This is a genomic window from Microbacterium azadirachtae (genome assembly GCF_000956545.1).
In the GTDB taxonomy this organism is placed as follows: Bacteria; Actinomycetota; Actinomycetes; order Actinomycetales; family Microbacteriaceae; genus Microbacterium; species Microbacterium azadirachtae.
In genome coordinates this window covers 43,869-57,957 of the sequence record NZ_JYIT01000078.1, presented here as the reverse complement: position 1 = coordinate 57,957, position 14,089 = coordinate 43,869, and the positions used below count along the sequence as shown (strand labels likewise).

16 protein-coding genes are annotated in these 14,089 nt (G+C 71.5%); 2 read left to right on the top strand and 14 right to left on the bottom strand.

From position 1 onward, the window contains the following. Positions 1-45 precede the first annotated feature (45 nt). The gene (locus tag RL72_RS10840; protein ID WP_045250848.1) at positions 46-879 is read left to right on the top strand and encodes an alpha/beta hydrolase; all 834 of its coding nucleotides are present in this window, start codon (positions 46-48) and stop codon (positions 877-879) included. Positions 880-966: 87 nt separating this feature from the next. Here RL72_RS10840 and rpsN read toward each other — a convergent pair whose 3' ends face one another. The 10 genes from rpsN to RL72_RS10785 all read right to left on the bottom strand — a co-directional run bounded on the left by rpsN (position 967) and on the right by RL72_RS10785 (position 9,130). Then, positions 967-1,272, bottom strand: a complete 306-nt coding sequence (gene rpsN / locus RL72_RS10835; RefSeq protein ID WP_045250847.1) for a 30S ribosomal protein S14 — start codon at positions 1,270-1,272, stop codon at positions 967-969. 3 nt (positions 1,273-1,275) lie between these two features. Beyond that, positions 1,276-1,446 carry a 50S ribosomal protein L33 gene (rpmG, locus tag RL72_RS10830; RefSeq protein ID WP_045250846.1) on the bottom strand — a complete coding sequence of 57 codons (171 nt, stop codon included), beginning with the start codon at positions 1,444-1,446 and terminating at the stop codon, positions 1,276-1,278. After that, positions 1,446-1,682 (bottom strand): 50S ribosomal protein L28, encoded by a 237-nt coding sequence (rpmB, locus tag RL72_RS10825; protein WP_045250845.1) that lies wholly within the window; start codon positions 1,680-1,682, stop codon positions 1,446-1,448. The genes rpmG and rpmB overlap by 1 nt, the downstream gene beginning before the upstream one ends. Positions 1,683-1,830: 148 nt before the next feature. Beyond that, positions 1,831-2,619: a DNA-3-methyladenine glycosylase gene (locus RL72_RS10820; protein ID WP_045250844.1), complete on the bottom strand. Its 789-nt coding sequence runs from the start codon at positions 2,617-2,619 to the stop codon at positions 1,831-1,833. Positions 2,620-2,638: 19 nt separating this feature from the next. Beyond that, the gene (locus tag RL72_RS10815) at positions 2,639-4,408 is read right to left on the bottom strand and encodes a TolB-like translocation protein (protein ID WP_248700450.1); all 1,770 of its coding nucleotides are present in this window, start codon (positions 4,406-4,408) and stop codon (positions 2,639-2,641) included. After that, a complete protein-coding gene (locus RL72_RS10805; RefSeq protein WP_248700449.1) occupies positions 4,398-5,246 on the bottom strand; it encodes a TIGR03943 family putative permease subunit in 849 nt (282 codons plus the stop codon). Before RL72_RS10805 ends, RL72_RS10815 begins: the two co-directional genes overlap by 11 nt. Continuing rightward, positions 5,239-6,306: a permease gene (locus tag RL72_RS10800; protein ID WP_374700549.1), complete on the bottom strand. Its 1,068-nt coding sequence runs from the start codon at positions 6,304-6,306 to the stop codon at positions 5,239-5,241. The genes RL72_RS10805 and RL72_RS10800 overlap by 8 nt, the downstream gene beginning before the upstream one ends. 13 nt (positions 6,307-6,319) lie before the next feature. Next, positions 6,320-6,718, bottom strand: a complete 399-nt coding sequence (locus RL72_RS10795) for a Fur family transcriptional regulator (RefSeq protein ID WP_045250842.1) — start codon at positions 6,716-6,718, stop codon at positions 6,320-6,322. A 265-nt stretch (positions 6,719-6,983) separates the two neighbouring features. Further along, on the bottom strand, positions 6,984-8,330 hold the full coding sequence (locus RL72_RS10790; RefSeq protein ID WP_156156775.1) for a coiled-coil domain-containing protein: 1,347 nt from the start codon (positions 8,328-8,330) through the stop codon (positions 6,984-6,986). A gap of 218 nt (positions 8,331-8,548) precedes the next feature. Then, a complete protein-coding gene (locus tag RL72_RS10785) occupies positions 8,549-9,130 on the bottom strand; it encodes a TetR/AcrR family transcriptional regulator (RefSeq protein WP_045250841.1) in 582 nt (193 codons plus the stop codon). 118 nt (positions 9,131-9,248) lie between these two features. Between RL72_RS10785 and RL72_RS10780 the strand changes: the two genes are divergently transcribed. Continuing rightward, positions 9,249-9,935, top strand: coding sequence for a DUF899 family protein (locus RL72_RS10780; RefSeq protein ID WP_045250840.1), 687 nt, complete (start codon positions 9,249-9,251; stop codon positions 9,933-9,935). On the opposite strand, the gene RL72_RS10775 is transcribed toward RL72_RS10780, so the two are convergent. The 4 genes from RL72_RS10775 to RL72_RS10760 are packed head-to-tail and all read right to left on the bottom strand — an operon-like array spanning position 9,932 to position 13,963. Then, on the bottom strand, positions 9,932-11,326 hold the full coding sequence (locus RL72_RS10775; protein ID WP_052674323.1) for a YibE/F family protein: 1,395 nt from the start codon (positions 11,324-11,326) through the stop codon (positions 9,932-9,934). The genes RL72_RS10780 and RL72_RS10775 overlap by 4 nt on opposite strands. Next, positions 11,323-12,204, bottom strand: coding sequence for a metal ABC transporter permease (locus tag RL72_RS10770; RefSeq protein WP_045250839.1), 882 nt, complete (start codon positions 12,202-12,204; stop codon positions 11,323-11,325). The genes RL72_RS10775 and RL72_RS10770 overlap by 4 nt, the downstream gene beginning before the upstream one ends. Continuing rightward, a complete protein-coding gene (locus RL72_RS10765) occupies positions 12,201-13,040 on the bottom strand; it encodes a metal ABC transporter ATP-binding protein (RefSeq protein WP_045250838.1) in 840 nt (279 codons plus the stop codon). Before RL72_RS10765 ends, RL72_RS10770 begins: the two co-directional genes overlap by 4 nt. Then, positions 13,037-13,963, bottom strand: coding sequence for a metal ABC transporter solute-binding protein, Zn/Mn family (locus RL72_RS10760; RefSeq protein ID WP_045250837.1), 927 nt, complete (start codon positions 13,961-13,963; stop codon positions 13,037-13,039). The genes RL72_RS10765 and RL72_RS10760 overlap by 4 nt, the downstream gene beginning before the upstream one ends. Between the last annotated feature and the right edge of the window lie 126 nt (positions 13,964-14,089).

Below are 14,089 nucleotides of genomic sequence, written 5' to 3'. Positions count from 1 at the left end.
GATCCCGCAGACCACTCGAACACCGAACCCTTCAAGGAGCACGACATGACCACCTCGACCAAGACCCCGATCGTCCTCATCCACGGCCTGTGGATGACGCCCAAGAGCTGGGACACCTGGGCGCAGCGCTTCCGCGACGCGGGGCACGACGTCATCGTCCCCGGATGGCCCGGCATCGACGACCGCACCGTCGAGGACATCCGCCGCAACCCCGAGGCGCTCAAGGGCGTCGGTCTGAAGCAGATCGCCGATCACTACGAGCGGATCATCCGCACGCTCCCCGTGAAGCCGATCATCATCGGCCACTCGTTCGGCGGCGTCATCACGCAGATGCTCGCCGACCGCGGCCTCGGCGCCGCCTACGTCGGCGTCGCTCCCGGGCAGACCGCCGGGGTCACCGCCCTCCCGCTGTCGACGCTGTGGACGGGGTTCCCCATCCTCTCCAACCCCTTCGGACGCAACGGCGCGAAGCCCCTGTCCAAGAGCCACTTCCACTTCACCTTCGGCAACGACCTGCCCCGCGCCGAGTCCGACCGGCTGTGGCAGGAGTACGCGGTCAACTCGTACAACCGCGTGTTCTTCGAAGGCGTCTCGTCCGTGCTCGATGAGAAGGGCGGCGTCACGCACGTCGACTACGGCCGCACCGACCGTGCGCCCCTCCTGGTCGTCACCGGCGAGATCGACCACGTCGTGCCGCCGGCGATCGGGCGGGCGATCGTCAAGAAGTACCGCTCCAGCGGCAGCCCTGCCGTCGTCGAGTACCGGGAGTACCCCGGCCGCACGCACCGGCTGGTGAGCCAGGACGGCTGGGAGCAGATCGCGGACGAGACCCTGGAGTGGGCGACCGCGCATCAGATCCCGGAGCCCGCCGCAGCGTGACCAAGGCCCGCGGACATGCAGAAGGGGCGGGGATCCGAAGATCCCCGCCCCTTGCGGCCCCTCGATGAACTCAGGGACCGGTGAGACTTACCAGCTCGACTTGGTCACGCCCGGCAGCTCGCCGCGGTGCGCCATGTCACGGAAGCGGACACGCGAGATGCCGAACTTCGTGAGGACACCGCGGGGGCGGCCGTCGATGGCGTCGCGCGAACGCACGCGCGCGGGCGAAGCGTTGCGCGGCAGCTTCTGCAGGCCGACGCGGGCGGCCTCGCGGGCCTCGTCGGTCGCGTTCGGGTCGACCAGGGTCTTCTTCAGCTCGGCACGACGCTCGGCGTAACGCTCGACGACGACCTTGCGCTGCTCGTTGCGCGCGATCTTGCTCTTCTTAGCCATGGATCAACGCTCCTCTCGGAATTCGACGTGCTTGCGAACCACCGGGTCGTACTTCTTCAGCACGAGACGGTCGGGGGTGTTGCGACGGTTCTTCTTGGTCACGTAGGTGTACCCCGTGCCCGCCGTCGAACGCAGCTTGATGATCGGACGGATGTCCTGTGCCTTCTTGGCCATTAGAGCTTCACACCCTTCGCCTGGAGGTCAGCGACGACCCGCTCGATGCCACGGGCGTCGATCACCTTGATGCCCTTGGCGGACACGTTCAGCGTGATCTTGCGACCGAGCGACGGAACGAAATACGTCTTCTTCTGCACGTTCGGGTCGAAGCGGCGCTTCGTCCGACGGTGCGAGTGCGAGATGTTGTGACCGAAACCGGGAACTGCTCCGGTCACCTGGCACACTGCTGCCATGATGACTCCTTCTCTACCGTGAGGCCGGACGGCCCCACCCAAGATCCCTTGTCTGCACGCCTCTCCCCTCGCCGCCCTTCGACGAGCTCAGGGGACCAAAGAGGAGGAGGCATACGAACTGCGCACAGGAGTGTGCGCAGACAAAGAGCTACTCTAGCACGGATCCGATCCCGGGCGTGTCGAGGGCGGCGGCGGCCTCGGCCGCGCCCCTCCCCCAGCGGAACGCCGAGACGGACGGATCCCCCGGGATCCAGAACCGCCACGGGAACGCGTCGGTGCCGGCATGACCGGCCACCCCCACGCGCGGACCCGACGCGTACTCGGCGAGCGGCTCGCCCAGCCACAGCTCGGCGCGCGCTCCGGCGTGCTCGGCGCCCGTGACGGCGTCGATGCCGTCGTGCTGCGGGTGCCGCAGCCCGGACGCCTGGCCGAAACGTCCCGGCCCGCGGGCCAGGTCTCGCCCGGCTCCAGACCAGGACGCAGGAGAATCTGCGGCGGCAAGGCCGGATCCGCGGACCGGATCCGGGATGCTCCTGCGTTGTGTCCCGGCGGCGCGGCGTACGGCGGCCACGTCGATGCCGGAGACGACCTCGCCGGCGCGCAGCAGGATTCCGCCGGCGACCCCGTCCGGCCCGCACACGACGTTCACGCAGGAGTGGATGCCGTGGCTGAGGTAGACGTACAGGTGGCCCGGCTCGCCCCACATCGTCGCGTTCCGGGCGGTGCGGCCCATGCGCGCGTGCGACCCGGGATCGTGCCGATCGCCCACGCCCTTGCCGTGATAGGCCTCGACCTCGGTGATCCGCAGGACCACCTCCGCCCCGTCGACGATCGTGCGCAGCCGGGCGCCGAGGAGCCGGGGCGCGACCTCGAGCGGGAGCGGCAGCAGATCCTCGCGACGGACCCGCCGGAGCTCCCCGTCCGCGGGCGCGCCCATCAGCTCTCCGCCCCGTTCATCACCGGTGCGGCGCCTGCGCGCACCACGACGGATCGAATCCCGCGAGCACGACGAGCTCCTTGCCGCTCTTGGTGTCGAGGATGTGGGTCTGCATCGTGGTCGGCAGCGGCAGGAGCGACTGGTCGTACGGGTTGTTGACGAGCTTGGGCGCCACCACGATCGCGCTGTACTGCCCGCTCGGTGACGGGCAGGCCTGCATGATCGCGTCGGATCCGGTCACGCTGAACAGCTTCACGGCCTTGCCGTCGTCGGCGACCCGCGTGACGATCTGGCCGGTCGGCAGCCCGGTGGCGTCGCGGGTGGCGACCTGTCGCAGCGTTCCTCCGGGGAAGGGCGCGATCGTGCCCGGCACGCCGAAGTCGGGCGTCGAGGCCGCGAGCGGCTTCTCGGATCCGTCGGCGAGGTTCAGCTCGATGAGGTCGGGCCCGCGGCTGACGATCGCGGTGTAGGTGCCGCGCGTGATCCCCTCGATGGTCTGGGCCGCGCCGAGGGCGGTCGGCTTCGCCTTGGCGTCGGTGCGGTCCTCGACGTACAGCGCCCCGGTGAAGTCGATGAAGAGCGCGGAGGACGAGTCGGGCACGAACGCCCACTGCCCCACGCTCGGCTGCTTGCCGGCCAGCGACACGATCTGCGGGTCGCCGTCGCCCGTGAGCGACTGCGTCACGAGGACGCTCGCGCGCCCGCTGGTCGCGCTGACCCCCTTGTCGGTGAACGTGTAGCCGACGAGGTTGCCGCGCTCCGACACCTGCAGCGACGAGAGGAACCCCGGCCCGGGGAGCTTCAGCGTGCGCTCGTTCTTGCCTTCGCGGTCCATCACGAGCAGCGCAGAGACACCGTCCTTCTCGGTGGCCACGACCAGGTGGTCGGCCGTCGCGCGGAAGTCGTCGATCTTCTCGTGCTGCACGATCGGGACGGCGTTCTTCCCGCCGAGGTCGGTGTGGAAGATCGTGTCGTCGCCGTCGGCGTTGCGCTGCAGCAGGAACATCGACGACTTCGGCGTCTGGAACGTCGCCTGGAGGGTGCTGCGCCGCTGCTTGTCGGTGCCCGTCACATCCTTCACGGTCACCGTGTAGTTCGTGTCGTCGTCGAGCGGAACGGTGAAACGCACGCCGAGGTTGCGCCCCGACGTGTCGACCGTGAACGGCGTCGCGGGACTCACCGACACCTGAGACGGCTCCACCTTCGCCAGCGCCTGGCTGGCGGTGATGATCATGCGCGTGCCCGACGCGTCGATCGCGGCCTGGGCGTCGACCTTCACGCTGCTGATCCGCGGCCCCTGCAGCAGCGTGATCACCCCGAACCCCGCGACCACGAGCACGAGGATGCCGAGCACGGCGCCGAGGATCAGCGGGAACCGGCGGCGGGGCTTGACCGGCTCGGGGGTGGGGTGCGGCTCCCATGCCGGCGGCGCGAGGCGCGGATCGGATCCGGCCCCGTCTGCGGCGCCGGATGCCGAGCGTCGCGGACCGGGACCGGCGGAGACGTCGACCGGGGCGGGAGGCACGGGAACGGGCGGCACCTCCGGGGCAGGCTCAGGCTCAGGGGCAGGCGCCGGCGAGGCGGGCAGGTCGCGCGGGTCGATGACCGGCGCGTCGTCCGGGGTGACCGAGGCCGCGGGCACCGGTTCGAGCGAGGCGGGCAGCTCGGGCGCCTCCGGGGCGGTCGAACCGGCCGGCTCACCCGAGGGCGCCGCGGCCTCCTCCTCGGCGGCACGACGAGCGCGCAGTTCGGCGCGGGTGAGGGGACGATCCGCGTCGTCAGTGCTCATAGGGGTCCTTCGGCTCCGGGATCTTCGACACGCTGGCCGGCACGATCGAGAGCTTGCCGTCCGCACTCGCGCGGACGGTCCCCTTCACCTGGATCCAGTCGCCCACAGCGTACTGGCCCTGCCAGCCGGTGATCTGCACCGGCACCGACGCGGGCTGCGCGTCGAGCACGCAGTGCGAGATCACCATGCGCGTCAGGTGCGCCTGATCCTTCGCGGAGCCGCTGGGCGTGAGGAAGCCGGTGAGCGTGACGGAGGATCCGTCGTACTTCTCCGGCCGGGATCCGGTGGCGAAGACGCTGGCCCAGCCGCCGATCCCGAAGGTGCTGGTATCGGTGTTGGCGCCGAGGGCCACGTTGTCGGCGCCCGCGAAGAGCACATTGCCCATCGGCGCGCGCTGCATCGCCATGTCCACGGACAGCGAGGCCGGCGGCAGCAGCAGCGCCCCGGCGACCACCCCGGTGGCGATCACCCCGCCGGTGGCGCCGGCGACCACGCCGACGACGCGACGCGCCGGGCGGGGGTGCGCGTGCTCATCCGCGTGATCGTGGCCGGCGCCCGCGTCGCCGTGGTCGTGGCCGTGCTCCTGCTCGGCGCCGAAGGGCAGCGCGCACGACCACACGACGCCGATGAGCGTGGCGATCGCCGCGGCCACGGCGAACCACACCGTCTCGGGGCTGATGTAGAGGGTGAGCCGTCCGGTCGCCGCGAGCGCGAGCGTGGCCACGGCCAGCGCCGCCGCGAGCCCGGCGCCCAGCCAGCGGGTGCCGAGGGCCTGCAGGCGCGACGGCTCCTGCCCCTCGTGCGTCTCGGAGGCGGGTCGGACGGTCGTGTCACGCAAAGACGTTCACCCCGATCCCCAGGGCGAAGCCGAACAGGATCACGATGCCGACGATCCCGGCGAGCGTGCGCGCGGTGAACGTGGTGCGCAGCAGCGCCATCATCTTGATGTCCACGAGCGGGCCGACCAGGAGGAAGGCGACGATCGCGCCCGGCGAGAACGTCGACGCGAACGACAGCGCGAAGAACGAGTCGACGTTCGAGCAGATCGCGACCGAGATCGCGAGGGCGATCATCGCGACCACCGACAGCAGCGGATTGGATCCGATCGCGAGCAGCACGTCGCGCGGCACCAGCACCTGCACGGCGCCGGCGAGCGCGGATCCGACGATCAGGGCCGGCATCACCGCGCGCAGCTCGATGAGGAACTGGGCGAGACTGCGCCGGATGCCCGATCCCTGCTCGTGCACGACGACGTCGCACGTGTCGCGGAACCGCGCGGTCAGCAGCGCGTCCGGATCCGGGTGCCGGCTGTACACCCAGCCGATGAGGTTCGCGACGAGGTAGCCGCCGACGAGGCGCGCGACGAGGATGCCGCCGTCGAAGCCGAACGCCGCGTGGGTGGTGAGGATGACGATCGGGTTCACGATCGGCGCCGCGATGAGGAACGTCAGGGCCTCGGCGGGCCCGAGGCCGCGCATCATGAGTCCACGCGCGAACGGCACGTTGCCGCACTCGCAGACCGGGATGAGCATGCCCAGCAGCGACAGCACCGCGCGGCGAGCCCATCCGCGCTTCGGCAGCACGCGCTCGATGACGCCGGCGGGCAGCCACACCTGCACGGCGATCGAGAGCACCACGCCGAGGATCACGAACGGCAGCGCCTCGAACAGCACGCTGAGCGACAGCGTCAGGCCGTCCTGCAGGCGGTTGGGCAGGCGGGCGGAGAAGAGGTGCGGCGCCAGCGCGTCGATCGCGATCAGGGCGCCGACCACGACGACGCCGATCACGGCGCCGATGAGGGCCGTGCGCCCCGTCAGCCGCGGCGGCGGCGTGCGCAGGGCGTGCGGCGTCGCCGCCCCGTCTCGCGCGGCGGTCGCACGGCGGCCGGGGGTGGTCAGGGTCACGCGGGGATCACTCCTGAGCGGCGTCGGCGCAGCTCGCGCACAGTCCGAAGATGTCGACCACGTGCTCCGCGTCGCGGAAGCCGTGCTGGGCGGCGGTGCGCTGCGCCCACTGCTCGACGTCGGTGGCCTCGATCTCGACCGTCCGGCCGCAGGATCGGCAGATCAGATGATGGTGGTGCCCCGCGCTGCGGCACGCGCGGTACAGCGCCTCCCCCTCGGGGCTCTGCAGCGAGTCCGCCTCGCCGGACGCGGCCAGGCCCGCGAGAGCGCGGTACACGGTGGCGAGGCCGATGCCGGTGTTGGCCTCGCGCAGGGTCGCGTGCAGCGTCTGAGCGCTCACGAAGCCGGGGGCGTCCGAGAGCTCCTCGCGCACGCGTTCGCGCTGCCACGTGTTCCGCTGGGCCATGCCTCGAGTCTAGAGCGACCCGCTGGCGTGCGGCTGGGAGCGGGATATCCGCAACCTCCGAGCGCCCCGGGGGGATACTGCCCGGGAGGCCGCGTGCCGGTTCCGCCCCGAGCGTCGTCGTCACGGGATGGAAAACCCCGCCGCCAGCCTCGCGGAACCTGCGAAAACCATCTCGCCGGGATGCGGAACCGCGCCAGAAGATGGAAAACGCCGCCCCGGGGCACCCGGCAGCGGCGTTTTCCATCCCGGCGCGCTCGCGCCCGGATCAGGCCTCGGCGTCCTCCGCGGGCGACTCGGCCTCGGACGCCGCGGGCGCCTCGGACGCCTTGTCGTCCTCGGCCGCGGGGGCGGATCCGGATGCCTCGCTGCCGAGCGCGCCGTCGGGGCGGATCAGCTCGCGCACCTCGGCCATGAAGCTCGTGAGCTGCTGCTGCTGCCAGCGCAGCTGGCGGGCCCGGTCGTCTGCATCGCGCACGACGTTCGCGGTGTGCGCGGTGACCATGTCGACGATCTTCTGCGACTTGGTGCGGGCACGGTCGAGCGTCTCGCGAGCGCGCACCTGCGCCTCGGCCTCGATCGCCTGGGCCTGCGAGCGCATCAGCCGCTCGTAGTCGTCGGCCTTCGCCGAGATCCGCTCGGCGTGGGCCAGGGCCGCGGCGACCTGCTCGTTCGCGTCGACGGTGATGCGCTCCGCGTGCGCGACGGCCTGGTTGTGCAGCACGAGGAACTCCTGCTGCGCGTCGTCCTGGCGGCGGGTGAGCGACTCCTCCATCTCCAGCACGCGCGCGTTCATCTCCCGCACCTCGCGCTCGGCGGCGACGCGCAGGTCCGTGGTCTCGCGGGTGACCATCGCCCGCAGGGCCGCAGCGCCCTTCTCGGCCTCGGTGCGGATCGAGTGCGCCTCCTGCTCGGCGTGGTTCACCTTCTCCGCCGCGTGCGCGGCCTCGCGCTCGACCTGAGCGGTGTGCGCGGTGAACTCGGTCTCCATCTTGAGGCGCACCTGGTCGGCGTCGCGCTCGGCCTGCGCCGTGATGCGTGCGACGTCGGCGTCGAGCTCGGCGCGCTTGGCGGCCGCCTCGTCCCGCGCGGCCTCGAGCAGGCGCTCCGCCTGCACCGCGGCGTTCTGGATGAGCACGCTGGCCTGCTCCTCGGCGACGCGCAGCACGGTCTCGAACTGCGACCGCGACGTGGCCTCGTCGATGTCCTCCTGGGATCCGGCGAGCGCCGTGCTCAGCGACTGGATCTGCTGGGCGGACTCGGCGATCTTCGCGTTCGCGGCAGCCAGATCGGCCTCGAGCTTCGCGGCCCGCTCCTCATGGGCGGCGGTGGCCTTCTCGAGCTCGCGGCGGTGCTTCTCGGACGCCTTGTCCAGCTCACCGCGCAGGTGGGCGTCGGTCTGGGCGCTCGAGTCGGTCGCGCGGCGCAGCTCCTCCTTGAGGGCGGTGAGGTGCGCGTCGACCTCCGCCTTGTCGTATCCGCGGAAGCCGATCGTGAAGGCCTGCTGGCTCGACGGCGAATCGAGGAGCTGATCGAAGAAGTCGCCCTGCGGCGGCTGCTCCTGGGATGCACGGTTCTCGGTCGCCTCGGCCACGGGCAGCGCCTTTCTGCTCACCCCTCCCACGCCCTGGCAGGGGGAGTGCCGGGGAGGATGGATGCGGAGGGGGATTCGCGTCGTCCGGCGTCCTTGGGTGCAGGGCCGTGGTCCGCGCGAGTCCTGACGATCCTAACCCGGGCTTCCCTTGTGTCGACAGGGCCGGCGCGACGCGGGCGCGGAACGATCGGCGGATGTCCGGCGATGCGCATGCGGGAGACGAGCCCTGCAGCGCCCCGTCACCCGGCGCCGACCTGGATCCCCGCGATCACCGCGCGGATCGCGGCATCGCCGCGCCGGCTCTGCTCCGCGCGGTCCAGCCCCGCCAGCGGGCCGCGCAGGCACAGCTCGGCGAACCCGTGCACCGTGGCCCAGCATGCCCAGGCCGCGTCGTCGCGCTGCGCCTCGGGCAGCGCACCGTCGGCGACCAGATCGTCGAGGGCCGCCGTCAGCGCCCGGAACGCCGGCGCCTGCGCCGTGGTCGCCGGCTCCGGCGGGCGGATCCCGAAGAAGACCACGCCGAACCAGCCCGGCTCGTCGAGGGCGAACTCGATGTAGGCGGCGCCGATCCGGTGCAGGCGCTCGGCGGGCGATCGCTCGGGGGCGTCGGTCATCGCCGCGGCGAGCCCCTGCTGGATCGCCGTCGCGGCCGCGTCCAGGAGGGCCGCCCGGTTCGGGAAGTGCCGGTACGCGGCGTTCGGCGAGACCCCGGTGCGCCGCGTGGCCTCGCGGATCGTGATCGCCGCCGGCCCGCCTTCGCGGCCGAGCGCGACGGCCGCCTCGACGAGGGCGGTGGCGAGATCCCCGTGATGGTAGGCCATCGGATCCCCTCCCCCTCTTGAGTCGTCGCCGGGGCGATGTGTACGGTGTGAACATAGCAGATGTGGACGCCGTGAACATCGGCGCCCGAGCGACCGGAACCGACCATCGGAGGATGTCATGACCGCTCTGCCCCCTGTCGTCGACGAGCAGACCTGGCGCGAAGAGCTCGCGCAGCTGCGGATCCGCGAGAAGGCCGCGACCCGGGAGCAGGACGCGATCGCGGCCGCCCGGCGGCGGCTGCCCGCCGTCAAGCTGCCGCCGTACACGCTCATCGCCGAGGACGGCAGCCGGGTGAGCCTGGCCGACGTGTTCGAGGGCAAGAGCCAGCTGGTCACCTACCACCACATGTGGACGGACGGCGCGACCTGGCAGTGCCAGGGCTGCACCGGCCTCACCTCCCAGTGGACCCGCACGGGGCACATCGAGGCGCAGGACGCCCGCTTCGTGATCGTCACGAACGGACCGATGGACGAGATCCTCGCCTACAAGAAGCGCGTCGGGAACCGGATGACCTGGTACTCGTCGGCGGAGTCGTCCTTCGGCGCCGACGTGGACGCGGGCCCGGGAGAGGGCTTCGGCTTCAACGTGTTCCTGCGCGACGGGGACGACGTCTACCGCACGTGGCACACCGACGGCCGCGGCGCCGAGCGCTTCAGCGTCGCGTTCGCGATCTCCGACGTGCTGCCCTACGGCCGCCAGGAGGAGTGGCAGGACGTGCCGGACGGCTGGCCGCAGGATCCGACGTACTCGCGCTGGGTCAGCTCGCAGGACGTCGCAGCGCTCTACGGAGAGCCTGTCGCCTAGCCGCCCGTACGCGGATCCGGCGCCACGATCGTCGGCGCCTCGACGGTGCGCAGCGTGCGCAGCCACTCCACGGTGTCGGCGTCGTCCTCGCCGAGCGGCGCGGGGAGGGACTCCCCCGTCACGGCCGAGCGGGGAGGCAGGAGCGCGACCGCGATGGCCGTGGTGAGAGGCACCGCGAGCACGAGCCCGATGCCGCTGCAGAGGGTGCGGACGATCTCCGTCGCGATGTCCTCGAGCCCGAGCATGTTCATCATCGGCTGGTCGTAGACGTAGAGGAGCAGCACGACGCTCAGCGACGCCCCGACGTAGGCGAACACGATCGTGTAGATCGTGGAGGCGATGTGATCGCGTCCGATGCGCATCGCGCGGCCGAACAGCTGCCGCCGGGAGAGCTCCGGGGCGACGGCGCGCAGCTCCCACACGGCCGAGCTCTGCGTGATGGTCACGTCGTTGAGCACGCCCAGGCCCGCGATGATGATCGCGCACGTGAGCAGGCCCTGGAAGTCGACCTGCGGCACCATCGGGGCCAGGAAGCCGGCGCTCTCGTCGATGCCGCTGAGCCGGGTGGTGCCGACCGCCAGCTGCGCCAGGATCGCGGTGATCGCGACTCCCGCGAGCGTGCCCGCGAGAGCCGCGCTGGTGCGCAGGGACAGCCCGTGCGCGAGATAGAGCACGACGTAGAGGATCGCGGACGCGCCGACGAGGGCGACCGCCATGGCGGGCTCCGCGTGCAGCAGGGCGGGCAGCAGGAACATCACGATCATCGCGCCGCTGAACACCAGCCCGACGAGGGCGAGCAGTCCGCGCAGGAGCCCGACGACGATCACGACCAGGGCGAACAGCCCGACCCACACGGCCAGCGGGACGGTCCTGACCACGCCGAACGCCGAGATCCCCGGATCCACGCCGCCCGGCTGCACGATGCTCGAATGCGTGGGCAGGGCGATCACCATCAGCTCGAGCCGGTCGCCGGGGTGCAGGCCGGCGCGGGCGAACGGACCGTTCAGCATGATCCTGACCGTCTCGCCCGCACGGGCGCCGTCCTCGATCCTGACCTGCGCGATCGCGCAGGCCGCGGGAGATGCTCCTCCCGCACCGGATCCGCCGGTCGCGCCGGAGCCCGTCCCGCCGCCCGAGGGTGCCGGCGGCCCGGGTGTCGCGCAGTCGGACATCCGCAGGATCTCGCCGGTCGGGTACGTGGTCTTCGCGACCGAGGAGCCGGACGTCGGGGTCCCTCCGGGACGCTCCGCGGACGGCCAGAGTAGCAGCAGCCCGGCGATCGTCGCCACGCCGACGACGATCAGCACCGCGAGCAGGATGCGTTTCGGCGTCCGAGCCACCTCGACGTGCCGGAGCGCCGCGGAGTCATGCCCGTGCCCGTGTGCGCTCATTCGGTGCGCGCCGGGGCCGGGGCCGCGCGCACGACACGATCCCGCCGGGATCCGATCGCGCGGCAGACGAGGTAGATCGCGAACGAGACCGTCGTGATGTACGGGCTCACCGGCAGCGTGCCCATCACCGCCAGGAGGATGCCGCCGACCGCGGAGACCACGCCGAAGACGGCCGCCAGCACCGGCACGGCCAGAGGGCCTGAGCGCACCCGCATCGCCGCGGCGGCCGGGGTCACCACGAGCGCCATCACCAGCAGCGCGCCGATGATGTGCACGGCGACCGCGACCACGAGGCCGAGCAGCAGCATGAAGGCGAACGAGACGCCGACCGTGGGAACGCCGCGGGCGGCCGCGGACTGCGGATCGAGGGAGTCGAAGCGCAGCGGGCGCCAGATGATCAGCAGGCCCAGCAGCACGAGCGCGCAGATCCCGGTCAGCCAGCCCAGCTGCTCCGACTGCACCGACACGATCTGCCCGGTCAGCAGGCTGAACCGGCCTGCCGCACGCCCGTTGTAGAGCGATAGGGCGAGGATCCCGACACCCAGCCCGAACGGCATGAGCACGCCGATGATCGAGTTGCGGTCGCGCGCGCGGGCGCCCAGCCAGCCGATGATCGCCGCGGCAATGAGGGATCCGACGATCGAGCCGGTGACGACATCGACGCCCACCAGCAGCGCGACCGCGGCGCCGGCGAAGGAGAGCTCGCTGATGCCGTGCACGGCGAAGGCCATGTCGCGCTGCATCACGAACACGCCGATGAGGCCGCCGACGAGACCGAGCACGGCTCCCGCCCAGACCGAGTTCGAGACCAGGGCGAGGATCTCGCCGTACTGCGACAGGCCGCCGAACATGGCCTGGACGATGTCCGGGAGGTTCATGCGTGCAGCTCCTCGTCGGGTCCGTCGTGGTGGTGCGCGGCGCTCTCCGCATCCGGCGCGCCGACGACGACGAGCCGGCCGCCGACTTGGGACACGAACACCGGAACCCCGTAGAGGTCGGAGAGCACGCGGGTGGTCAGCACCTCCCGCGGGGTGCCGAGCGTGAAGCGGCCGTTCGCGAGGTACAGGATCCGGTCGACGATGTCGAGCACGGGGTTGATGTCGTGGGTGACGAGCAGCACGCCGGCGCCGGTGCGGCGATGCCGGTCGATCAGCTCCACGACGGCCTGCTGGTTGGCCAGATCGAGGCTCGTCAGCGGCTCGTCGCAGAGCAGCAGCCGGGGGTCGTCGGCAAGAGCCTGCCCCACGCGCAGCCGCTGCTGCTCGCCGCCGGAGAGGGTGCCTGCCGGGCGGTCGGCGAAGGACCGGGCGCCCACCGCCGCGACCAGCGCATCGACCCTGGCGCGGTCGCCGCGCCGCGGGATCGGGAAGCCGAACCGGTGCCCGTCGACGCCGAGCGCGACGAGGTCGCGGCCTCGCAGCGACGTCTCGGCGGGCAGTGGTCGCGCCTGCGGGAGATAGCCGATGCGGCGGTTCCCGCGCCGGCGCACCGGCTGGCCCACCGCCTCGATGGTTCCCTCGGAGAGCCCCTGAAGGCCGAGGATCGCGCGCAGCAGGGTGGTCTTGCCCGTCCCGCTGGGGCCGAGCACCGCGACGAGCTCGCCGGGGGCCACGTCGAGGTCGAGTCCGCTCCACAGCTCCCGGTCGTCCCGGCGGATGCCTGCGCCGCGGATCCGCAGCAGCGGAGCGGCCGGAGAAGCGGCGGGAGAGGTCACTTGTCGAGATTACGCGAGAGCGTGTCGATGTTGTCCTTCATCCAGGTCAGGTACGTCTTGCCGTCCGGCACCAGCTCGGTGACCTCCTGGACGGGCACGCCCTTTTCCTTCGCGACGCCGATGATCTTCGTGGTCTCGGCACCTCCCGCCTGGGCGTTGGCGAACAGCGCCTTGACGTCGCCCGACTCGACGAGGTTCGTCGCCTCGAGCAGCGTGGCGGGCGGGACGTCCTGCCCCTCTTCGACCGCGTGGCTGAACGCCTCGGGAGTGACGTTCACCAGGCCCGCCGCGTCCGTGAGGTACAGCGGAACCGGCTCGGTGACGAAGATCTTCTCACCCTGGTGCGCGCTCTTGATGGTCGCGAGCGAGGAGTTCAGCCCCGAGATCCCCGTCTCGAACGTCGCCAGGTTCTTCTCGAAGTCCGCCTTGTGCGCCGGGTCGATCCCGCTCAGCTCGTCGGCGACCTTCTTCGCGACGTCCTCGACGACCGCCGTGTCGTACCAGACGTGCTCGTTGAAGCCCTCGGCGGTCTTCATCCCGTCCTCGCCCTTCGGCCAGCTCGGCGCGAACGTCACCGCGGTGACCACCGGTGCCTTGCTTCCCGACTTCGAGACCAGGTCGCCGAAGAACGCGTCGTAGCCGCCCCCGTTCTGCAGGATCAGCTTCGCCCCGCGCACCTTCAGCTGATCGGCGGCGGTGACCTCGTACTCGTGCGGATCCTGCGACAGCGACGCGATGACGGAGGTGACCTCGACGTGCTCGCCGCCGATCTCCTTCGCGATGTCGCCCCAGACGTTGGTCGACGCCGTCACCGCGATGGTCCCGCCGCCGGAGGACGATCCGGGATCCGCCGTCGCGGAGCAGCCCGCGAGGGCGAGGATCGTGGCGGCGGCGAGCGTGAGGGCGGCGAGGGGCTTCTGCATGTCCTCGACACTACGTTAAATGAGAATCATTATCAAAACGGATCTCAGGCGAATCGGACCAGGTCGTTGAGCGGGCGCAGCAAGACGAGACGCGGCACCCCCGTAAGGGCACCGCGTCTCGTCTCC